Source organism: Limnohabitans sp., from assembly GCF_023910625.1.
Classification (GTDB): Bacteria; Pseudomonadota; Gammaproteobacteria; order Burkholderiales; family Burkholderiaceae_C; genus Limnohabitans_A.
Map to the genome: position 1 here is coordinate 1882958 of NZ_JAAVVW010000003.1, position 23494 is coordinate 1906451.

Here is a 23494-nt window from a genome sequence, read left to right on the forward strand (position 1 = left end):
ATCCACTTCATCGATCTTAAAACCCAATACCAAGAGCTCAAGCCGCAAATTCAAGCAAGAATTGACGCCGTTTTGGATCACGGCCAATACATCATGGGCCCAGAGGTAAGGGAACTCGAAGAAAAGCTCGAGGCCTACACGGGTTCAAAGCACTGCATTACCTGCTCCTCTGGCACTGAAGCGTTGCTCATGAGCCTTATGGCCCTTGGCATAGGCCCGGGGGACGAGGTTATTACTTCCCCATTTACCTTTGTTGCAACCGCTGAGGTGATGGTGTTGCTGGGTGTTAAGCCCGTTTTTGTCGATATTGAGCGTGACACATGCCTCATGGATGCGTCCCTGATTGAAGCAAAGATTACTCCGCGCACCAAAGCCATCATGCCCGTCTCGTTGTATGGCCAGGTCTGCGACATGGATGCCATCAATGCGATTGCCGCTAGGCATGGCAATCTTCCGGTTATTGAGGACGCGGCCCAAAGCTTTGGGGCGGACTACTCCGGTGGGGGTGCAACCTCACGCAAGAGTTGCAACCTTTCAACCATTGGCTGCACCAGTTTTTTCCCCAGTAAACCATTGGGGTGCTATGGCGATGGCGGAGCAATATTTACCAATGATGATGTCCTTGCTAAAGCCTTGCGCGAAATCCGCGTACATGGCCAAGAGCGCCGCTACTACCATACCCGTGTCGGGGTTGGTGGTCGTATGGACACACTGCAGTGTGCAGTAGTGCTTGCGAAGCTGGAGCGGTTTGACTGGGAGGTCAAACGCCGCCTCGAACTAGGTGACGCTTACCGCAGCAAAATTGCCGCTGCAGGTATCCATGCAGATATGGTCACTGTACGCACTGATCGCAACAGCGTATGGGCCCAACTCACGATCAAGGTCGACAACCGCGCGCAGGTTCAGCAAAAACTGCAAGAGCATGGCGTGCCTACCGCAGTCCACTACCCCGTACCACTCAACATGCAGCCCGCATACCAGCACTTGTGCTGTGCGGAATGCACGCCAAACAGCCAGTGGGCTGCGCAGCGCGTCATGAGCCTGCCGTTAAGCCCCGACCTTGATGATGCCACCCTTGACCACATCATTGCCGCTTTAAAGCAGGCGGTAGCGGTATGACCGTAAAAGTTCTCACCATCGTCGGTGCCAGGCCGCAATTCATCAAGGCCGCGGCTTTGTCCCGGGCCATTCGCGAAGAGTATTCGGGCCGTATTGAGGAGGTATTGGTGCACACCGGCCAGCATTTCGATGCGAATATGTCTGGCATTTTTTTTGAAGAATTGGGCATTCCACACCCACGGCACAACCTTGAGATATCTGGCGGCACCCATGGCGTCATGACTGGTCGCATGCTTGAGGCTGTAGAAGGCGTTCTTCTGCAAGAAAAGCCGGACTGGGTTCTCATTTATGGCGACACCAACTCCACCTTGGCGGGTGCGCTTGCTGCGGCAAAGTTGCACATACCGGTCGCCCACGTGGAGGCAGGCTTGCGCTCACATAACATGCGCATGCCCGAAGAGGTAAACCGCATTGTTTCAGATCGCATCTCAACGCTGTTGCTATGCCCAACGCAAACCGGGGTCACAAACCTTGCTGCAGAAGGAATTTTCAAGGGTGTCCACAATGTTGGCGATGTCATGTACGACGTTGCGCTTTATTACCGCGACAAGGCACGAGAGCAAAGTAAAATCTTGACTTATATGGGTCTTGCCGCGAATGACTTTGCTCTGGCTACATGCCATAGAGCAGAAAATACCGACAATCCGCAGCGCCTAAAAAACATTCTTGAAGCGCTATCTTCCATTGCAACCAAGTTACCGGTGGTTTTGCCATTACATCCACGGACGCGCAAGCTGGTAAATGAAAACGGTCTAGCTCATCTTTTGCAGCCATTGAAAATAACTGAGCCGCTTCCGTTTCTGGACATGGTGGCCCTAGAGCAGTCGGCTCAAATTATTTTGACAGACTCTGGCGGCGTGCAGAAAGAGGCTTTTTTCTACGGTGTGCCGTGTATCACCATGCGTGACGAAACGGAGTGGGTGGAGACAGTAAACTTGGGGATGAATCGGCTTGTGGGTTCATCTCAAAGAGCGATCGTAGAGGCGGCAGAAAAGATGCTGCAAAGTAAGCTAAGCCGTAGTGATTCTTTGCCTTACGGCGATGGATTCGCTGCACGTAAAATTGCTGCGTTACTTGGCGCTTAGAAATTTTAATTTTTTTGGAGTATGTTATGGACATTCAAGGTAAAAAACTAGTTGTTATTGGCGGCGCCGGTTTGATCGGATCTCATACTGTGGACAAGCTGATCCAGCAAGACGTTAAGGAAATTGTCATTTATGATAATTTCCTTCGCGGCCGCGAGGAAAATATTTCCAACGCGTTGAGGGATCCACGTGTCAAGATTTACGATGTAGGCGGTGAAATTCTGCACTCGGACATCCTTGAGTCTGCGCTGGAAGGTGCCGATGGCGTCTTCCATCTCGCTGCCCTATGGCTGCTGCAGTGTCATGAATACCCACGTTCTGCTTTTGACGTCAACGTGCGTGGCACCTTCAACGTGCTCGAGGCGTGCATCAAGAAAAATGTCAGTCGTCTAGTTTATTCCTCTTCTGCTTCAGTCTATGGTGACGCTGTTGAAGAGCCCATGACCGAAGATCACCCGTTCAACAACAAGAACTTTTATGGTGCAACTAAGATTTGCGGCGAGGCCATGGCCCGCGCCCTTCACTTTCGCTATAACCTGAACTTTGTGGGCCTGCGTTATATGAATGTCTACGGTCCGCGTCAGGATTACCACGGCGCCTACATTGCGGTCATCATGAAGATGCTCGATGCAATTGATCGTGGCGAGGGCCCAACGATTCTCGGTGACGGTAGCGAAGCGTTTGACTTTGTTGCGGTCGAGGATTGCGGAGCAGCCAATGTCTGCGCGATGAAGGCCGAAACTGTTGACCGTTTCTACAATGTTGGCACCGGGAAACGCACCTCTTTAAAGGAACTCGCAGAAAAGGTCGTAAAACTCACAGGATGCACCAAACCGATCCAGTTCGCTCCTCGCAGTCAAGCCACCCTTGTGCGCAATCGCATCGGTAGCGCGAAGCGTGCCTCTGAGGAAATCAAGTTCACGGCCGGTATTGACCTAGATGAAGGACTCAAGCGACTGATCGAATGGCGCGCCAGCCATAAGTCTGAGGTCGATTCTCGCCGTCAGGCTGTTGGTCTCTGATCGGAGTCTTTTCCATGTGCGGCATAGCGGGTGTATTTCACGGAAACGGTTTCCCGGCTTCTGTCGTAATGATCAAAAAAATGACCGATGCAATCGAACATCGGGGCCCTGACGGCGAGGGATGTTTTGTAGATGGCTCTGTAGGGCTTGGCCATCGGCGCCTGTCGATTATCGACCTGACGGATGGCGGTCATCAGCCGATGGTTTCCGTCGAAGGGCGTTATTTGATAACCTATAACGGAGAGGTTTATAACTTCAACGAACTCCGCGCTGAGCTACAAGCAAGGGGTCATCGTTTTCGCTCCCGCTCGGACACTGAAGTTGTGTTGAATGCCTTTGTCGAGTGGGGAGTGAACGCACTCAATCGGTTCAATGGCATGTTCGCGTTAGCGCTATGGGATCGTCAGGAGCAGACCCTCGTGCTTGCAAGGGACCGCTATGGCATAAAGCCGCTGTACTACGCTCTCGAAAACGGTACGCTTAGCTTCGGCTCGGAGGTCAAGGCACTGCTGGCTGGTGGCCTGGTCAAATCTCGCATGAATCGTGACGGCCTGCTCGAGTATTTGACGTTCCAGAATTTTTTCACGGATCAGACCCTCTTCGATGGCGTGAAATTGCTGCCCGCTGGAAGCTACGCGCTGATTCGTGCCAATAGCGGCCCTGCCACTGTCGCAGTGACTCAGTACTGGGATTACGAATTCACCGAACCGGAAGGCAAGGGCGATGAAGGCGATTACCTCGAGGAACTTGACCGCTTATTCGTACAAGCCGTTTCGCGGCAATTGGTCAGCGACGTAGACGTCGGCGCCTACTTGAGCGGCGGTATGGATAGCGGCTCGGTCACTGCGATCGCAGCAAAACAATTACCCTACATCAAGTCGTTCACCTGCGGCTTTGATCTCAACTCAGCTTCGGGCGTGGAACTTGGTTATGACGAGCGATCCACGGCAGAGTACATGTCTTATATGTTCAAAACAGAGCACTACGAGATGGTGCTAAAAGCCGGTGACATGGAGCGTGTGATGTCGCGATTGGCGTGGCATTTGGAGGAGCCGCGCGTCGGGCAAAGTTATCCCAACTTTTACGCGGCGCAACTGGCCAGCAAGTTCGTCAAGGTGGTGCTTTCTGGCACCGGCGGCGACGAATTGTTCGGGGGGTATCCGTGGCGCTACTACCGCGCCGTGGTCAATGACGATTTTGATCATTACATTGACAAGTATTACGGCTTCTGGCAACGCTTGATACCGAACCGCGAAATGGCTAACGTGCTCAGCCCGATCTGGGGCGATGTGTCACACATCAAGACCCGCGATATTTTCAAGGACGTTTTTGCACACCATGCGCCTTCATTGACGCGGCCAGAAGATTACATTAACCACTCGTTGTATTTCGAGGCCAAGACATTTCTTCATGGCCTGTTGGTGGTTGAGGACAAGCTGAGCATGGCTCATTCGCTTGAAACGCGCGTGCCTTTTCTGGACAACGACCTGGTCGACTTTGCCATGCGCCTACCAGCGCGCCTGAAGCTTGGCAATCTTGGCGAGGTTGTGCGACTCAATGAAAATGAAACTGGCTCCAAGACCGCAAAGTATTTCGAGAAGACTAAAGATGGTAAGCTCTTGTTGCGAAAGGCGATGGAGAGGCATATTCCGCAGAAAATCACCGATGCGGCAAAGCAGGGTTTTTCTGCCCCAGATGCAAGCTGGTTCAAGGGCGAAAGTATTGACTACGTGAAGCGCAAGCTCTACCAGGGCAACCCGCGGATCTACGAATTCATGAACCCGGATGCTGTGCGTTCGCTGGTCGACGATCACCTTGAGGGCCGCGAAAACCGACGCCTGTTAATTTGGTCGCTGTTGAGTTTAGAAAAAACATTAGATATTTTTAATTTTTAATATGTGGCTATTGCGCGGTCATCTACAAGCACTTAAAGAGGCATACCTCATATTATTACGTCATCGCCAACTGACATTAGAGATGGCTAGACGAGAAGTGTCGGATCGTTACGTTGGCCAAGCCTTTGGCGTGATATGGGCGGTGGCGCACCCGATATTCATGATGGGTCTTTACGTTTTTATTTTCGCTTTTGTATTTAAGACAAGGATTGGTAATACGGTTGAGATGCCCCTTGACTACACCACTTATCTACTTTCTGGACTCTTGGCTTGGATGGGATTTCAAGAGACAATGGCTAAAAGCTGCACCGCTATTACTGGAAATGCAGCGCTAGTTAAGCAAGTAGTATTTCCGCTCGAAATATTGCCTGTCAAGGGGGTAATAGTCTCGGTTTTCCAGCAGGGAATTTTGACAGCCTTATTGGTACTCTATGTGCTGGCCACCAACGGCAAACTCCCTTGGACTTATTTTTTACTACCCATACTTTTCACTTTACAGGCTATTGCCATGATGGGCATTGCGTACTTGCTGGCCGCTGTCGGCACGTACTTTCGCGACATGAAGGACTTCATTCAATTATTTGTCACGGCAGGCGTTTATTTGCTGCCGATTTTTTATCTTCCGTCGTGGGTGCCAAGTCTATTCAAACCATTGCTATATATAAATCCATTTAGTTACTTAATTTGGTGCTATCAAGATGTCTTGTACTTTGGTCGCATCGAGCATCCTTGGGCTTGGGCCGTCAACACGGCCGTTAGTTTGATGGTTTTTGTACTTGGTTACCGATTGTTTCGAAGACTGAAGCCGACTTTCGGTAATATTTTGTAAGAAATCTTTTATGAAGAACGGCGTTGCGATCAGGGTAAAAAATTTATCTAAAAACTATAAAATTTACGCTCGGCCCTTAGATATGGTGCTGGAGTTGGTTTTTGGGCAAAAGCGCCATACAGAGCGTGTTGTTCTTAAAGACATTTCCTTTGAGGTGTTAAAAGGTGAGGTGGTGGGCGTTGTAGGCGCTAATGGCGCAGGTAAAAGTACATTGCTCAAGATACTCACTGGGACATTAGATAAGACAGAGGGAAGTGCTGAGATTTTCGGAAAAATATCCGCGATCCTAGAACTAGGCTCAGGCTTCCACCCAGAATACACCGGTCGCGAAAATATAATAATGGGCGGGATGTGTTTGGGTATGTCACGTGAAGAGATTGAACAAAAGGTTCCAGCGATAATCTTGTTTAGTGAACTAGGCGAAGTGATAGATCAGCCTTTTAAAACCTATTCAAGTGGCATGCAAGCCAGATTGACTTTTGCAACCGCTATCAGCGTCGATCCTGATGTATTCATAGTTGATGAAGCATTGGCGGCCGGTGATGCGTACTTCGTTAATAAATGTCTACAGCGCGTACGAGAAATCTGTGAATCTGGTGCAACTGTTCTCTTTGTGTCACATTCTACGGACCTCGTACGGCGTCTATGTACGAGAGCGTTGTTAATTGATGCAGGCCAACTAATTATGATGGGGCCTGCGATTGACGTTTGCTCGCACTACGATCAGCGGATTCTCGATGCTGCATCGAAGCGCATATCTAATTCCACCAATCAGACTGGCGACAGAATCAAGACTGCAGCTGTTCAAATTATTGATTTTGGAGTTTTTAATGAAAACGACTTAGTTCAGCATGCTTTTTATCAATATGATAGTTTAAAGTTTAAAATAAAATTTCGATGTGAGCAAAGGATTGAGAACCCAGCGGTCTGGATAAGATTGATGCGAAGCGACGGTATTGCGGTGACAAGCTGGTTTTCGCATGAGCCCAAGATGTTTAATCTGGGTAACTTCGAGATAGGGGATCACGAGATAGTAATAAAGATAGACAGCATAATGCTGGGGGACGGGAATTTTTATTTATCTACTGCACTTTTCCCTCAGAAAACGGGATCTTCTTCGGCGTTCTACGTTGATCCATACTGCATGTGGGATCGCACTACCTCAATCGATGTAAAACGCAAAAGCAGACCATTAAGCACATTGTTTGATCAACCTATGTCGATTGAGTATCCGCGATTAAATACTGATTCTTTCCTTTAAGGACTATCACATCACTGATTATGACACTAGATAGCAATCAAAATTTTGAAGATAGAGAACGTGAGTTTGAAGACCAAATCGCTTTCAGGTATAACCGTGACTATCATGCTGCGCCCCTTATGGCTTGGCATAGCGAGATGTTTATCGCTTTTATTAAGAGCAAGTACAAGCGCGGTGACCGGATATTGGACTTGGGCTGTGGACCTGCATCACTATGGACTGAGCTCAAAGCTCAATTACCAGATATGGGCGCATTGGTCGGCGTTGATTTGAGTCCGGCAATGATTGATGAGGCTCGTCTTTTACATCCAGACGGCGACTTTCGTGTTGGGAGTATGTTTTCAATCCCGGCAATTCCTGGTGAATTTGATCTAGTTATAGTCTCAAGTGCTTTTCACCATGTGCCTGACAAGGAACTCCCTAGATCGCTTTTGGAGATTTCACGGGTAATGGATGAACATGGAAGCCTGGTTGGTCGTGAACCGCTCATGGCTGGGAGAGTGGGTGATCGTGGGGGCTGGTTTGCAGGTGCGCTTATGAACTTACGACACTTGGCTTACAGATTGACGCACACGCGAGAATATCCTGAGCCCGATCCGGGCCCCGCACATCATGCCTATGCTGCAGCTAATTTTTTTGAGATGATAAATGCTACTTTTGCCGTATCAAAAATTGAATTTAGAAATCCAGTTAGCCCGTTTTTGTCGCGCGTTCAAGACAGAAAAATAGTGGAGATAGCGAAAATTTTAGATGAATCGGTTAAACATAAGGAGGGGCAGGAAGTCCACTATGTTGCTGAGAAAAACTACGCCGACTTTCAGGAAGTGCATCGCTGTGTTGAGCTTGCTATTAAAGAAAACAAAATAGAGAACTTGGCTGAGTTTCTGGCTATGGTAGACGCTGCCGCTGCAATAATTGAAAAACACCTTACTGTCGACAGTGCTGCAAACCCAAACCAAGGCTCCCAAATAGCGGGTGATACAGAGCCCACCGCGGGTCGTGAGTAGAAATGACTGATAAATGACTCTCGGAAAGCCCATATCTAAGACTTCTGATCGGACAGCTGTGAGGCATGGGTACCGGCCGAAGATCTTACACATTGGCAATATTGCCAATAACGCCTATAACAACGCAAAACTCCTTATCGAAGCGGGTTTTGAATGTGATGTTCTTTGTTATGACTACTATCACATCATGGGCTGTCCCGAATGGGAAGATGCCGATTTTGAAAATACTCTTTCGGATGACTTCCATCCACGCTGGTGCGAGATAGATCTACATGGATTCCGGCGACCTGAATGGTTTGTGCAGGGACCTGTCACTCTGTGCCTTGCTTATTTGGCTGCAAAAAATGCGGGCGATTTTCTTAGGAGCAGCAGGTTATGGAGAGTTCTTGGGCTATTCAACCATACAACCCCGTTTGGCTTTCGAAGAGGTTGGACCAAATGGTCATTTAGTCTGTTGTCCGGATTTAAATATCGTATGGCGGCATTTCAGTTTCGGCGAAAACTGCGCCGTCTGATGACGCTCGATGCCGAGCAGATGGCGGTTGTGTTTGCTAACAGGATGCCTTTGTTGGGCGCCGACAGGCTCGGCCCAATCGCTGGGGGTTTTGTCGCGGCTAGGGATGCCGTGCTGCGCGCGACATCGGGTCTTCGGACGGCCGTTTTTCGCGTAACAAAAATTGACAGTATGCAGACGGCCTCGTCTGACGAATCTATGTCGCCGCTTCATGCGATGTTGCTTAAGAAGTGGGCATGCGCATTTCCGGCGGGGTGCATGTCGCCGTCCGAGTCGGACTTGCTTGGTCATCCTGGGAATGGCGAGGAATGGATTCGGGTATTGAAATACTACGACATTGTTATCGGCTATTCCACCGATCCGGCGTACCCGATGTTGGCAGGCGTTCCCTATTTTGCATTTGAGCACGGAACTTTGCGCCATATTCCTTACCATGATGATTTACAAGGTCGGATGACTTCGGCGTCATATCACGAAGCCGCCCATGTGTTCGTCACAAACTTTGACTGCGTGGCCAGCGCTGAACGGCTTGTCGGCCAGCGTTTCACCTTCATTAACCATCCGTTCGACGATCAGCATGGCCAGTACGTCAAAGGTGGCGTGGAGCAACGCCAGCGCCTGCAAATCAAGTTGAATGCCGATTTCTTGTTCTTCTTTCCTACTCGGCAGGACTGGGTCGAGGGGACGGGCTACGCGGACAAATCCAACGATGTGTTTTTTAGGGCCATGGGCAGGCTGCGCTCCGCAGGTTTGCGCGTTGGCGCGGTCTGCTGCGACTGGGGCAGGAATGTTGCGCAAAGCAAGGAGCTGATTGCATCCCTCGGACTTGTCGCCAATGTCGAGTGGACGCCGCCATTGCCGGTCATTCCGTTCGAGCGGCTGTCGATGGCGGCCGACGTCGTAGTCGATCAGTTCAAACTCGGTGCCTTTGGGGGTGTGGTGTTCAAGGCCATGGCCGTCGGTGCTCCCATCCTGACCTATCTCAACGAACCCCTGCTGAAGGCCCAATACCCTGTGTTGCCACCCGTAATTAATTGCCGTACCGAAGACGACATCGTTACCCAGGTTTCAGCGCTGCTTGCCAACCCCTCAGCACTCGCGCAAATTGGTCAGCGATCGCGCCAGTGGATATCTGAACATCACGCGAAACAGGAAACCGTCAATTTGCAGGTGGCCCAGTTTGCAAGCCTGCTCGGCAATACTCTTGCATCATCGACCCAGTGAGAAAACAACATGACACAAAAAGACCAGACTTTTTCCAGCTTCCGCGAAAAATGGGAAAACAACACCCAATTGGCCTTCAGCGAAACGCTCAACGAAAAATCCGATATTTTTGGATGGATTCTGCGCCGCAACGGGTTTGCGACAAAAGAGGAATTCCAGGCCTTTTTGCTAGGCAAAGGTCGCGTGCTTGACGCGGGTTGCGGCAACGGCCGCGTTACGGCTTTGCTACAAGCTCTGTCCGCTGAACCTACGCAGATTGTTGGCATAGATCTCACGGCCGCACATGTGGCTGCCGAAAACCTCAAGCATCTTGAGCGAGTCAGCGTCCGGCAGGGTGACCTGCTTGGAGACCTCAGCGAGCTTGGTAAGTTCGATTTCATTTATTGTCAGGAAGTGCTGCACCATACCGCTGATCCCAAGGGGGGCTTCCTTAACCTGACCCGACGCCTGAACGACCGGGGCGAGATCGCCATTTATGTCTACAAGATCAAGGCCCCGATCCGAGAGTATGCAGATGATTACGTGCGTGAAAAAATCTCAAATCTACCGTACGAGGAGGCTATGCGCTTGATGCAGCAGGTCACGGATTTTGGAAAGGCGCTGACCGAGCTAAACGTCAAGGTCACGGTGCCTGAAGTCGAGGTTCTCAAAATCCCCGCTGGCGAGTACGACGTGCAGCGTCTTTTTTACCATTTTTTTCTGAAATGCTTCTGGAATGGTTCAATGAAGCATCAGGAAAACGTGGCGATTAACTACGACTGGTATCACCCTCAACTCTGTACGCGCCACACCATGGGCGAGGTCAAGGCCTGGTTCGCCGAGGCGGGTCTTGTCGTACGACAGGAATGCGAGGATTTCTATGGCATCACTGTTAGAGGTCAGCGAGCGGGTTGAGATCGACAGCATGCGCCGTTTGCGTATTGTCATAGAGTCCGTGCTGGTGCTCCTGTTGGCACTTTTGTTGCCGCTACGGGTACTGTTTCAGGTGCTGTTGCGGGATTCTGCATACTCTGTGTGGTGCGGGCAACCGATCATCGCGATGGCAGTCAACTGTCGGGCAGAGCGTTTGCTCGGTGTGCGCAGCATCAGCATCGTGACGCAGACCTATTTTGTGACCCAAGCGTTCGATATCGACACCAGTCTCATCAGCAAGAACCGAGTGTTCCGCTACGTGTCATCCTGGGGGCTGCTGCTTTGGGTGTTGCTCGTCGGCAAGAGGGTGCATACCTACTGCGACGGCGGCCTGCTGGCATCGACGACTGCATTCGAGTTCAACCCGCGCGAGCTCTTTCTATACAGGCTTGCTGGTCTAAAGCACGTTGTCTGGACTTATGGTGCGGATGTCCGAACGCGCTCGGTGACTCAAGCGCTGGGTGAGCCCAATTGCTGCACAGATTGCGACGTACCTGAAAAGCATTGCATTTGCGACACAAGCCGTGCCGATGCCAATATTGCGCGAGTCAAGAAAACCGCAGTCATGATGGCGTCGATGGGGGATATGAATGAATATCTTCCGCTCGCCCGTCACGATCTTCATTTCTGGCCGCTCGATCTTGATAGCCCGATCTACAATGGTTTAGCGGAGGCTACTGATTCCAATGTGTTGCTACGTGTGGTGCACGCTTCAAATCACCGCCAGTTCAAAGGTAGCCGTCATCTGATCACTGCTGTAGAAACCTTGCGCCAAGAGGGGCTTGACATTGAGTTGGTCCTTGTGGAACGAGTGCCCAATGCTGAGGCGATGAAGATTTACCGGACGGCGGATATCGTATTTGACCAGTGTCTGATTGGTTTTCACGGCTACTTTGCACTTGAAGCCATGGCCCTGGGAAAACCGGTCATGGTGTTTATTCGCAAGCCGGAATACCTGCTTGATGCTGCAAACTGCCCCCTGATTAATGTCACGCCCGAAACAATCGCAGATCGTCTGCGCTGGTTCATGACACATCGCGCCGATTTGGCGGCTATCGGAAAACAGAGCAGGCAATATATGGAACGGCATTACGGTTTATCGGCATTTGCCAATCGGTTAAGGCTAGCCTATGAGGATGCAAATATAAGACTATGAATACTGTCGCTGTTGTTGGTGCAAACGGGTATATCGGAAGACATGTTGTTGCGGAGATGCGCAAGCGTGGCATCCGCGTGATCGCCATGAGTTCACGGGACGGCACGGGGCTTGATCCGCGCACCGGGCTTTTGGAGCCAGATTTTGCGTTCGCGGAGGAAATTGACGCGGTAATTTATGCTGCTCAGTCTCCGCGGTATCGTGACGTCCCGGATGCGGCATGGCACCTTCTTGCCGTCAATTGTGCCGCTCCGCTACAGGTTGCAACTGCCGCAGCGAAAGCTGGAGCGAAGAATTTCGTCTATCTTTCGACCGGCAATGTTTATAAACCTGGGTTTGAACCGCTCAAGGAATCTGACGAAGTGGAGGGCAGTCATTGGTATCCCTTTAGTAAAGTGCAGGGTGAACAGGCATTAAACTTTCTCCAGGGTGAACTACGTGTGACCTTGGTGCGTGTGTTCGCGGTTTACGGGCCGGACCAGACTGAGAAACTTATATCTAATCTCATTGATAGCGTAGAGCAAGGTCGTCAAATCGTCTGCGCCCCGCGCGTAAAGGGATCCCCTGATGGAGGCCTCCGCATCAACCCTTGTTATGTAGATGATGCAGTCGACGTTTTAATTTCGCTTGCCTGCTCTGGCGGCCCCAAAGTGTTGAATCTTGCTGGTCCGCAGGTTATAAATATCCGGGAAATTGCCTCGGTGTGGGGGAGACTGCGCGGTCTCAAGCCGGTGTTCTCGGAAGCAGTGGCCCCGCGTACGATGGATCTTATCGCTGACACAACATTGCTCGACGCCTATGTCGGCAGGTCGTTACTGCGCTTCGATCAAGGGCTCGCGAATATTGCCGAGACCGGGCTTAGGTCGCCCGGAGCCTAAGCTCTGCTTTTGATGGCGTATTTCTTCTGCATAAGGATTTATCAGATGCAAACTCCGCTGGATCATCGGTCATTGTTCCCGTACAAAAACGTGAAGCCCTGGCCGCAGGGATCAAATTTTTTTGGACTTCGAAAGGGTGACGTCGGGATTTTTCGGCCCAAGCGACTTTCAAAGCTAATTTCAGTTCTTATCCGAAGATACGGAAAGGCGACGAATATTTGTGAATGACTCGGCTGACAAAACTCTGGGCCCAGGCTAGCAAAGAATCGTCCATAGATTTAACGGGCGCTACGGTGGATGCATCGAGTAAGATTAGGTGTCGCATCCCGGATGATTGCATTGACTCAAAACGGTATCCGTTGTTCATGGCCAGAGAGGTCATGCGGCAGTTGATAGACAATCTTTGCGACACCTCAGCAGTCCACCCGGGAGCCTTGTCATGATGATTGCCTTGCACAAAAACGCACGTACTACGCCCGCCACCCGTGCGGAGATGGCAGCCAGCACGGAGACTGCTGCCACTTTGGCGTTGCGCTTCGGCGTGAGTGAAGGCACTGTTTACAAGTGGAAGGGTCGAGACAGCTTTCATGACGCGTCCCACACCCCGCACAAGCTTCAAACCACGCTCACACCGGCGCAAGAACAGATCGTGGTCGAACTCAGAAAGACGCTGCTGTTGCCCCTGGATGATTTGCTGGCCGTCACCCGCGAGTTTCTTTGCCCCCAGGCCACACGCTCGGGTCTGGACCGTTGCTTGCGTCGCCACGGCGTTGGCAACCTCAACGCGCTCAGGCCCAAAGAGCCCACTGAGCCTCATAAAGCCTTCAAAAGCTATGAGCCGGGGTTCATCCACATCGATGTCAAATACCTGCCCCAGATGCCCGACGAGACCAGCAGGCGCTATCTGTTTGTGGCCATCGACCGCGCCACACGCTGGGTGTTTGTGCAGATCAAGAGCCACAAGACGGCAGCGGCAGCCCGAGCGTTTCTCAATGCCCTGCACAAGGCGTGCCCGATCAAGATGCAGAAAATTCTGACCGACAACGGCAAGGAGTTCACTGACAGGTTGTTTGCCAGCCGTGAGCGCCAGGCCACGGGCAACCATGAGTTTGATCAACTGTGCCAAGCCTTGAACATTGAACACCGCCTGACCAAACCACGCACGCCGCGCACCAATGGCATGGTCGAGCGCTTCAACGGGCGTATCGCTGATGTGCTCAAGACACACCGATTCACCAGCGGTGAAGATTTGGAGCAAACGCTCATGCGTTACGTGGCTCTGTACAACCATCAGTTACCCCAGTCAGCGCTTAAAAGCAAAACACCGATGAGGGCCATGAAAGACTGGTACGCTTCTCATCCCCATTTGTTTATAAAAAGGCCTTACGATCATCCGGGATGCGACAATTAGGACGCGCCCAGTTTGGTGCTGTGACTGTCTTCAAGAAATCTTGAACTAACGCTCCGAACTTATTGCAACCGGTGGTGTGCTGGGAAAACCTGCGCTGTGCTTTTTAAGATCTTTAAAATGGGAATGAGCTTGACACTTTGGGGTGCAACTTGAAAGTTTTGCACCTTCCAACATCGGTTGGTCAAAATGCCTGGCACTTGGCCCAAGGGGAAAAATCTTTAGGAGCTGACAGCAAGGTTCTGGTCTATGAGTCAAGCTTTCTTGACTATTCGTCTGATATGCAGATGAACTTGCAGGCAAGTAGCAATGCCGCTGGAAAACTTGCACGTCTCGCCCGAACATTTATGGCTATTCGTAGCAAATATGATATTTTCCATTTTAATTTTGGCACGTCATTAATGACTTCACGTAGCCGCAATGTTCATCATTTAGATTTGCCCTTCTACTCCGATAAGGCCAAGTTGTTCGTTTCTTACAACGGCTGTGATGCTCGGCAGAAATATCCGACGATTGCCCGAGGTGGAATCTCAGCGTGCGGTGAGTGTCAATACGAGCCATGTAAGTCGGGAAAGCTCGATCATTCTCGTGCCGAGGGAATACGCAAGATGAGTCGACACGTAGAGCATATGTGGGCTTTGAACCCTGACTTGATGCATTTCCTCCCCGCTGATAAGGCCTCGTTTTTGCCGTACGCAATCAATATGCCAAACCACGCTGCGCAATGGCCAACCACGTGTGGGCCACTTAGGGTAGTGCATGCGCCTACTAATAGAGACATAAAAGGAACGCATTACCTTCTCGAGGCTGTCGAGCGGCTGAATGCTATACGCCAAGGCAGCATCGAACTAACGCTGGTTGAAGGCATAAGCAATGAACAAGCCCTGCGCGTGTATCGCGAGGCCGACTTGGTAGTAGATCAACTTCTCATCGGTTGGTACGGCGGCTTTGCCGTTGAAGCCATGCTTTTGGGCAAGCCAGTCGTCGTCCGCATCCACGAAGATGTGCTTAAGTTCATACCTTACGAGATGAAACGGGATCTGGGTGAAAGTGTCATCAATGCGAATCCATACAACCTGTATGACACGTTGGTGCAGTGCCTCGACAATAGGACACAGTTAATGACGGTTGCCCAAGCCGGCTATGAATACGCCAGAAAATGGCATTCCCCAAAACACGTCGCCTCGCTGACACTAGAACGCTACGGCGCAGCGCTTGCGTGACCTCATTGGCAGAATTGTTGCGCCCAGCGGCACGAAGGCTTCGAGCTTCAGCTATGAGTCTGACACGGATTCAAATAACTGTCGCATCCCGGATGATTGCATTGACTCAAAACGGTATCCGCTGTTCATGGCCAGAGAGGTCATGCGGCAGTTGATAGACAATCTTTGCGTCACCTCAGCAGTCCACCCGGGAGCCTTGTCATGATGATAGCCTTGCACAAAAACGCACGTACTACGCCCGCCACCCGTGCGGAGATGGCGGCCAGCACGGAGACTGCTGCCACTTTGGCGTTGCGCTTCGGCGTGAGTGAAGGCACTGTTTACAAGTGGAAGGGTCGAGACAGCTTTCATGACGCGTCCCACACCCCGCACAAGCTTCAAACCACGCTCACACCGGCGCAAGAACAGATCGTGGTCGAACTCAGAAAGACGCTGCTGTTGCCCCTGGATGATTTGCTGGCCGTCACCCGCGAGTTTCTTTGCCCCCAGGCCACACGCTCGGGTCTGGACCGTTGCTTGCGTCGCCACGGCGTTGGCAACCTCAACGCGCTCAGGCCCAAAGAGCCCACTGAGCCTCATAAAGCCTTCAAAAGCTATGAGCCGGGGTTCATCCACATCGATGTCAAATACCTGCCCCAGATGCCCGACGAGACCAGCAGGCGCTATCTGTTTGTGGCCATCGACCGCGCCACACGCTGGGTGTTTGTGCAGATCAAGAGCCACAAGACGGCAGCGGCAGCCCGAGCGTTTCTCAATGCCCTGCACAAGGCGTGCCCGATCAAGATGCAGAAAATTCTGACCGACAACGGCAAGGAGTTCACTGACAGGTTGTTTGCCAGCCGTGAGCGCCAGGCCACGGGCAACCATGAGTTTGATCAACTGTGCCAAGCCTTGAACATTGAACACCGCCTGACCAAACCACGCACGCCGCGCACCAATGGCATGGTCGAGCGCTTCAACGGGCGTATCGCTGATGTGCTCAAGACACACCGATTCACCAGCGGAGAAGATTTGGAGCAAACGCTCATGCGTTACGTGGCTCTGTACAACCATCAGTTACCCCAGTCAGCGCTTAAAAGCAAAACACCGATGAGGGCCATGAAAGACTGGTACGCTTCTCATCCTCATTTGTTTATAAAACGGCCTTACGATCATCCGGGATGCGACAGCTACTGATAATAATGAGATAACAAGAATAAGGACAAAAATATACGAAAACTCAAATTATATTATAAATTATTTATATTCGATGTTGACTGGAGGAGTGCTTCCTGTTTTGTCGCTATTTTTTTTAGTGGTAAAGTCTAAAGGGAGATATTTATTTCTACTGCTGTCATTAATTTATGTTGGAAGTTTCATTCAAAAGGCTCCGGTTTTATTAATTGGATTCCCGATTATTGTTTATTTGGTAATTTTTAAAAAATATAAATTTATATTATTTTATTTAAGTTCAACAATATTGGCTTTTATGATGATACATTTTAATTTAAATGGATATTTATCTCATAAAACTAAATTTGTAAGTAGTGCAGAAGCTTCCATTGGTGTAGAGCCTAAAATTCATGATAAATGGTACATGCTTAAATTCGATAAAGGATCAGGGTGGCGTGATGCTAGTTTTTATAAGGACGATAATCAAGTATCTCTGAATAACCAAAATTTTTATAATTCAAATAAAGCTCTCTATGCATTTTATGACGATAGCTTTAATTTGGGAAGAAATTTTTTTGCAACAGAATTTTCATTGATGGTGGAGGATGATTTTAGTTGCAATGATTATAGTACTTTGTTTTATATGGGAGGGGTGAGTGGTTGGTCTGGTGTTTTTCAGATATTGCTTAAATGTGATCAAAAAAAGAAAATATATTTAGAATTTGCTTTGATTGATGGAAGTGGTAATGAAGGTTTTGGATTTAAAAGTCAGTATTTGAATAGGGGGCAAGAGAATAAAATTTATTTTGAGAGATTAGAAGATCATGCAAAAATAAGCGTAAACGGATCAGTAGATAAAATTCCAAGTAAAATCTTTAATTTAACAGTGCCTCAAGGAATTAAAAAAATAATTCAATTTGGAGCTCAGTTTGGCGGTGGTTCACGAAGTCAAGGTGAGGGATTACTTCGTGGTATACACATAAACACTTTCTCACTTGAAATTATTAATGAGAATAATAGTAAAAATATTATTATAGACTATGAAAAAATATTTGAGGAATCAAAAATATCGGTAAGCGATGAATTTACTGTAACTCCTTACTTGTTGATTTCTGGGAATATTGGTAATCTTATAGACAGGTTTTTATTTGTTCCTGGTCGAACAGGGGCGATTTGGATTGATTTAATACCTGAAAAAATACCTTACGGATTAGGTTGTGGTTATAAACCGATTGCAGTTATTATAGACTGTAAATTCATAAATTTTCCTGTTGTAATTCATCAATATGTAGAAGTAGAAATGTGGGAGAATGGTATAAAAGGCACCATGAATTCAGCAGAAATTTTTAATGGTTATGCGAATTTTGGTATATGGGGGGCTTTTATTGTTGGCGTAGTCATGGCATGTTGGATTTTTATAATATCAATAGTTTTTAAAAATTATCAAATATTCGGTTTTGCTTCAATGGCTCCATTTATAATTATGCAATCTTCTGTTGGATTACCTGTTAGTTTGGTAAGCGGAGGATGGTTATTTTCTGTTGCCTTATTTTTATTTTTGCGACGATATTTGCCGCTTGAAAAATTGAAAGATTGAATCGTATGTGTGGTATTGCTGGTTTCATAAAAAAATCATCATCATTTGAATCACGTCTTGTTATCAATATGATGACAGACTTGATTTCACATCGTGGCCCAGATGGTTCGGGTTCTTACATCGATGGACAAGTTGTTTTTGGTCATAGGCGATTATCAATAATTGATTTATCAAATGATGGTCATCAACCTATGCATCACGTCTGTGGTCATCTTGTTATTACATACAATGGAGAAATATATAATTATCTTGAAATTAGAGAGGAGTTAATATCTAAAGGGCATTACTTCCGTTCTGCTTCAGATACTGAAGTCATACTAGCGGCATATTTGGAATGGGGGGTATCTTGTGTTGATAAATTTAATGGTATGTGGGCATTTGCCATACATGATAAAAAAAATAATATAATTTTTTGTTCTCGCGATAGATTTGGTGTGAAGCCATTTTATTACATTGATGTCGATTCCGGTTTTTATTTTGGTTCCGAAATCCGTCAATTATTGCCATTTTTAAAGGAAATTAAATCAAATAATAAGCTTCTTACTGATTTTTTGCTAACTAGTATTAGTGATCATACGGATGAAACATTTTATAAGGGTATTTCAAAGTTGCCTGCAGGACATAATTTAATATATAGACTTGATGAAAATAAATTCGAAATAAATCGGTTTTATGAATTGCATAGTAATGTTGAATTAAGATCTCTATCGCCTGAAGATGCGACAGATCTATATCGTTCGCGTTTGGAAGAGTCAGTTAAACTCCGGTTGCGTGCGGATGTTCCTGTTGGGACTTGTCTGAGTGGTGGTTTAGACAGTTCTTCTATCGCTTCAATTGCTGGACCTATTTATAAACGGGCTTCTGGTCTAAATTTTAGTGCTATTACTGCTATCAGTGAGCAAGAGAGTAATGACGAATCAGCTTATGCTAAAAAAGTAGTTGATCATTCCAACTTGAATTGGTTGCAAGTTAAACCAAGTTATCAAGACTTTGTGGATTCTCTTCCTTCTGTTGTGAAATCACAAGAGGAGCCTTTTGGGAGTACTTCCTTAACTATGCAATACTTTGTGATGAAGGAGGCTCGAAAGCAACGAATTCCTGTTCTTTTGGATGGGCAGGGCGGTGATGAGACTTTGCTGGGTTATCCCAAGTATTACGGGAGTTATTTGGCTTCATCTTTTAGAGAAGGCGGAGCTTCGTCGTTTCTTCGTGCATTAAAAGATGCAGGCACAAATAACAGCAAAATGTCATTAGCAAATGCTATGTTTTTTTTGGTCGGTGGTCTTGTAGCGCCTGCACGTTATTTGGTTTATTTATCAAGAAGTCGTTACCTGGCTAAAATTCCAGCATATCCTCAGCACTTAACTGATTTTGCAAGAAAGTCATTAGATGATTTTGAATTGCAAAAACTTGAGATTACAAATACCAATTTGCCTGTCTTGTTAAGGTATGAGGACAAGAACTCAATGGCGCATTCGATTGAGACACGATTGCCTTTTTTAGATTATCGCGTCGTTGAAACTGCTTTGTCATTGCCAAGAGATTGCAAGATTCGAGGTGGATGGTCGAAATGGGTATTGCGAAATGCAATGGATGGCCGTATGCCGCCAGAAATTACTTGGCGTAAAAATAAATTTGGCTTTGAAGCTCCAGAAAATATGTGGATGAAAAATCATTTATCTGTAATGAAGGATGCTGTTATTAATTCTTCTTTAATTTGTGATTTAACAAAAAAAAGCCATCTTGCAAAAAGTTTTGATGAATTAAATATGCGCGTACAGTGGAGACTTTACAGCATTGCATTGTGGCAAAAAGAATTTGGTATTGTGGGTTAAAGATGATTCGTATTTGTCATCTATCTTCAGTGCATCCGGCTGATGATGTCCGTATCTTTCATAAGGAGTGCATCACATTAGCGGGATATTCAGATTGGGAAGTTCATTTTGTAGGTAACGGCCCCTTGGACGTGGGTCAAACTGGTGTGATTTTTCATCCGTTGCCCCCGTTTGCTCATGGGCGTTTCCTGAGGATGTTGCTGCGGGGCTGGCAGGGTTATTGGATGGCTCGCAGTGTGGACGCTGATATTTACCATTTTCATGATCCTGAATTATTACCCTGGGGATGGTTGCTCAAAATTCAAGGAAAAAAAGTCATTTATGACGCTCATGAAGATGTTCCACGCGACATATTAACTAAGTCATGGATTCCACGCGCGTTACGTCAATTCGTTGCATCAACAACTGAGCTGATTGAAAATTTTATAACTCGCAAACTTGATTTGGTTGTGACCGCTACTCCATTTATCAGAGATCGTTTTTTGTCAGTTGGGGTCAATGCCGTTGTTTTAAATAATTACCCTAAAATTTCCGAATTAGGTAGTTCTATTCATGCTGTACAGCATGGTCATCCATCAGTTTGCTACACCGGCGCTATCATGGCTGAACGCGGTGCACATGAGATGGTTGAAGCTTTGACATTTGCTGGCATTCAGCTTCAATTGGCTGGAAGTTATTCGCCAGGATCATTGCGTTCAAATTTGATGTCATTAAAAGGATGGCAGTATGTGAATGAACTAGGATTGGTAAAACGCGACCGCTTGCCGGAGATTTTTTCAACCTCAATTGCTGGGTTGGTTCTTTTCCATCCTGTTCCAAATAATGTCAATTCTCAACCTAATAAGTTATTTGAGTATATGTCTGCAGGCATACCTATAGTTTGCTCTGACTTTCCATTGTGGCGTCACCTTATCGAATCTGTTGGCTGTGGAATTTGCGTAGATCCTTTAAATACTGATGAAATTGGTGGTGCGATACGCTGGATGATCGAGCATCCGCACGAGGCAAGAGCAATGGGCGCTCGTGGTGCTCGTGCCGTTCGTGATCGATTTAACTGGGAGACTGAGGCAGGTAATTTGGTTCAAGCTTATCGGATTATTGCAAATCAATTAATATGACCGAATTGCAATATCGCGCTGACATTGATGGATTGAGAGCTGTCGCTGTATTGGGTGTTGTTCTCTTTCATGCTGGACTACCTTGGTTACCTGGTGGGTTTATAGGTGTAGATATTTTCTTTGTTATTTCCGGTTACTTAATTACTGGAGTTCTGGTCAGAGACATTCAAAATGGCGATTATTCACTGTTGAATTTTTATCTAAGAAGATTTAAGAGAATCCTGCCTGCTTTATTTTTTGTATTAGTTTTTTCTGGATTTATTTCTTGGTTTTATTTACTGCCCCAAGAGCTAGTACAATATGCTCGGCAGATGATGGCAAGTCTATTTTTTGTTTCTAATATTTTATTTTTTAAAGAATCAGGTTATTTTGATGTTGCATCTGATTTTAAACCGTTGCTACATACTTGGTCTCTTTCTGTAGAGGAGCAGTTTTATATCGTTTGGCCTCTTGCGCTTGCACTGGGTGTTAGGCATCCAAAGGTATTTAGATTTTTTCTTTTAACTGCTATCTCAGTGTCATTCTTTTGGGCTTGTGCGAGTGTGGTAGAGAAGCCATCGCAGGTCTTTTATCTTATTCAAGGACGTGCTTGGGAGCTTCTTTTAGGTGCAGCGCTTGTATTGTTTCCTCGTACTCTTGAATGTCGATTATTTTTTCGTCATATCATTTCTGTATTAGGATTAATTGCTATTTTTTACGGTTATATATGTCTTTCAAAAGACTTTGTTTTTCCAGCATGGAATGCACTTTGGCCTTGTTTAGGTGCGGTAATGATTATCATGGCGGGTAAGGATGCAGTGATTAATCGTCATGTTTTATCTTGTAAGCCTATTGTCTTTGTTGGCCTGATTTCGTATTCATTTTATCTATGGCATTGGCCATTGTTGACTTTGCTGCGTATCAAGCACCTGGGTGATATGCCAACTTTGTCTTCTTTGGTATTAGTATTGTTGTCATTTATGCTGGCGATACTAACCTGGCGATATGTTGAGCAGCCTCTCCGTCATGCCGGAGTTTCTTGGCGTTCTTCCGTGCTACTTACTCTTTATGCTGTGGTCACTCTTGCGTTGTTTTCATTGGCATTTTCAGTCAAATTTTCCAATGGATTTCCTTCTCGTTTGTCTCAGGAAGTTATTGCTGCGAAAAACGCGTCGGGTGATGTTAATAGTGCACGGTCTATTTGTCATTTGGGGGTGGAGGGAACTGATGTGCCTCAAAGTCCCTTGTGTTTAACAGGTCTTAAAAATCGACTACCCACTGTTCTGGTTTGGGGTGATTCTCATGCGGAAGCTTTGCTGCCTGGGATAGCAGGGACTTCTTTTTTTGCGGGTCAAACAGTTCAGCAAATGACAAAAACCAGTTGTCCACCATTGTTGGGTGTAGACATCTTTCGAGGCCGTGATGTTTATTCTGACTGTAGATTATTCAACCAAGCGGTGATTCGATGGCTGTCGACCGATGAAGCCGCGAGTATTGATACGGTCATTTTGACGGCGCGCTGGTCTGTTTATGCGTTGGAATCGGGGTACGGATTGCCGGATGAAATATCACGTGTTCCAACACACGCTTTGGTTAGTGGAGCTCATCAAATTTCGGGCTTGCGTGCACTTGATGTAGGGTTGGGAGAAACTTTAAATTCACTCAAGAATGCGGGCAAAAAATCTTTTATTGTTGCTTCAGTGCCAGAAATGCGTGTTGATGTTCCTTCGTGTCTTGCACGAAAAAGGATGATGAAAGAAGAAGAACAGGATTGTGGACTTTCAAAGGCTTTGGTGTCGTCGCGGTTATCACAACTGGAAAAGTCATTTGCTTCTGTAGAAAATCTTCATGATGTAAAAGTTGTGTTTCCTTCTCGCGTTCTTTGCCCTCAGGGTATGTGCCTTGTCACAGATGATCATGGCCAGTCTTTGTATTACGACCATAACCATTTGTCTGCCTCGGGAGCTAATTGGTTAGCACAACGTTTATTCACTGGAGTCATGCCATGAGATGGCCTGGTTGGTTTTATGCCGTCTTGCGGAGACCATTTTGGGTTGTGTTGGGGGGCACTGGATTCGCACAAACTGTAGGGGTTCTAACATCTCCATTACTGACGCGTTTGTATACCCCTGAATCGTTTGGACTATTGACCATTTTTACGACCATGATGGGTTTGGTAGGGTCGGTTATTGGTGGTCGCTATGAGTATGCGATTGCTGGTGAATCAGATCAGCGTCAAGCGAATGTCTTGCTAGGTCTAGTTGGGTTGATTTCATGTCT

Annotated in this window: 18 protein-coding genes; all 18 read left to right on the forward strand. The window is 47.5% G+C overall.

Features of this window, described 5'->3' with window-relative positions:
- The 18 genes from HEQ17_RS12375 to HEQ17_RS12460 all read left to right on the forward strand — a co-directional run bounded on the left by HEQ17_RS12375 (nt 1) and on the right by HEQ17_RS12460 (nt 23223).
- The gene (locus tag HEQ17_RS12375) at nt 1-1119 is read left to right on the forward strand and encodes a DegT/DnrJ/EryC1/StrS aminotransferase family protein (protein WP_296293749.1); all 1119 of its coding nucleotides are present in this window, start codon (nt 1-3) and stop codon (nt 1117-1119) included.
- On the forward strand, nt 1116-2204 hold the full coding sequence (gene wecB, locus HEQ17_RS12380; protein ID WP_296293012.1) for a non-hydrolyzing UDP-N-acetylglucosamine 2-epimerase: 1089 nt from the start codon (nt 1116-1118) through the stop codon (nt 2202-2204). The genes HEQ17_RS12375 and wecB overlap by 4 nt, the downstream gene beginning before the upstream one ends.
- 26 nt (nt 2205-2230) lie before the next feature.
- Nucleotides 2231-3226 carry an NAD-dependent epimerase/dehydratase family protein gene (locus tag HEQ17_RS12385; protein WP_296293013.1) on the forward strand — a complete coding sequence of 332 codons (996 nt, stop codon included), beginning with the start codon at nt 2231-2233 and terminating at the stop codon, nt 3224-3226.
- 14 nt (nt 3227-3240) lie between these two features.
- The gene (gene asnB, locus HEQ17_RS12390; RefSeq protein WP_296293014.1) at nt 3241-5121 is read left to right on the forward strand and encodes an asparagine synthase (glutamine-hydrolyzing); all 1881 of its coding nucleotides are present in this window, start codon (nt 3241-3243) and stop codon (nt 5119-5121) included.
- Nucleotide 5122: 1 nt separating this feature from the next.
- The gene (locus HEQ17_RS12395) at nt 5123-5950 is read left to right on the forward strand and encodes an ABC transporter permease (protein ID WP_296293015.1); all 828 of its coding nucleotides are present in this window, start codon (nt 5123-5125) and stop codon (nt 5948-5950) included.
- Nucleotides 5951-5960: 10 nt separating this feature from the next.
- Entirely contained in the window at nt 5961-7211 is a 1251-nt protein-coding gene (locus tag HEQ17_RS12400) for an ABC transporter ATP-binding protein (RefSeq protein WP_296293016.1), read from the forward strand.
- 20 nt (nt 7212-7231) lie between these two features.
- Complete coding sequence (locus HEQ17_RS12405; protein ID WP_296293017.1) at nt 7232-8218, forward strand: trans-aconitate 2-methyltransferase; 987 nt, start codon at nt 7232-7234, stop codon at nt 8216-8218.
- Nucleotides 8219-8231: 13 nt separating this feature from the next.
- Nucleotides 8232-9956: a hypothetical protein gene (locus HEQ17_RS12410; protein ID WP_296293018.1), complete on the forward strand. Its 1725-nt coding sequence runs from the start codon at nt 8232-8234 to the stop codon at nt 9954-9956.
- A gap of 9 nt (nt 9957-9965) precedes the next feature.
- On the forward strand, nt 9966-10850 hold the full coding sequence (locus tag HEQ17_RS12415; RefSeq protein ID WP_296293019.1) for a bifunctional 2-polyprenyl-6-hydroxyphenol methylase/3-demethylubiquinol 3-O-methyltransferase UbiG: 885 nt from the start codon (nt 9966-9968) through the stop codon (nt 10848-10850).
- Nucleotides 10816-12024 carry a glycosyltransferase gene (locus tag HEQ17_RS12420; RefSeq protein WP_296293020.1) on the forward strand — a complete coding sequence of 403 codons (1209 nt, stop codon included), beginning with the start codon at nt 10816-10818 and terminating at the stop codon, nt 12022-12024. Before HEQ17_RS12415 ends, HEQ17_RS12420 begins: the two co-directional genes overlap by 35 nt.
- A complete protein-coding gene (locus HEQ17_RS12425; protein ID WP_296293021.1) occupies nt 12021-12902 on the forward strand; it encodes an NAD(P)-dependent oxidoreductase in 882 nt (293 codons plus the stop codon). The genes HEQ17_RS12420 and HEQ17_RS12425 overlap by 4 nt, the downstream gene beginning before the upstream one ends.
- A 439-nt stretch (nt 12903-13341) precedes the next feature.
- The gene (locus tag HEQ17_RS12430) at nt 13342-14313 is read left to right on the forward strand and encodes an IS481 family transposase (protein ID WP_296293022.1); all 972 of its coding nucleotides are present in this window, start codon (nt 13342-13344) and stop codon (nt 14311-14313) included.
- A gap of 149 nt (nt 14314-14462) precedes the next feature.
- Nucleotides 14463-15533 carry a glycosyltransferase gene (locus HEQ17_RS12435; protein ID WP_296293023.1) on the forward strand — a complete coding sequence of 357 codons (1071 nt, stop codon included), beginning with the start codon at nt 14463-14465 and terminating at the stop codon, nt 15531-15533.
- Nucleotides 15534-15734: 201 nt separating this feature from the next.
- Nucleotides 15735-16709, forward strand: a complete 975-nt coding sequence (locus HEQ17_RS12440; protein WP_296293024.1) for an IS481 family transposase — start codon at nt 15735-15737, stop codon at nt 16707-16709.
- Nucleotides 16710-16797: 88 nt separating this feature from the next.
- A complete protein-coding gene (locus tag HEQ17_RS12445; RefSeq protein WP_296293025.1) occupies nt 16798-18282 on the forward strand; it encodes a hypothetical protein in 1485 nt (494 codons plus the stop codon).
- A 5-nt stretch (nt 18283-18287) separates the two neighbouring features.
- A complete protein-coding gene (asnB, locus tag HEQ17_RS12450) occupies nt 18288-20117 on the forward strand; it encodes an asparagine synthase (glutamine-hydrolyzing) (protein WP_296293026.1) in 1830 nt (609 codons plus the stop codon).
- A complete protein-coding gene (locus HEQ17_RS12455) occupies nt 20087-21235 on the forward strand; it encodes a glycosyltransferase (RefSeq protein WP_296293027.1) in 1149 nt (382 codons plus the stop codon). Before asnB (HEQ17_RS12450) ends, HEQ17_RS12455 begins: the two co-directional genes overlap by 31 nt.
- Nucleotides 21232-23223, forward strand: a complete 1992-nt coding sequence (locus HEQ17_RS12460; RefSeq protein ID WP_296293028.1) for an acyltransferase family protein — start codon at nt 21232-21234, stop codon at nt 23221-23223. The genes HEQ17_RS12455 and HEQ17_RS12460 overlap by 4 nt, the downstream gene beginning before the upstream one ends.
- The last annotated feature ends 271 nt before the right edge of the window (nt 23224-23494 follow it).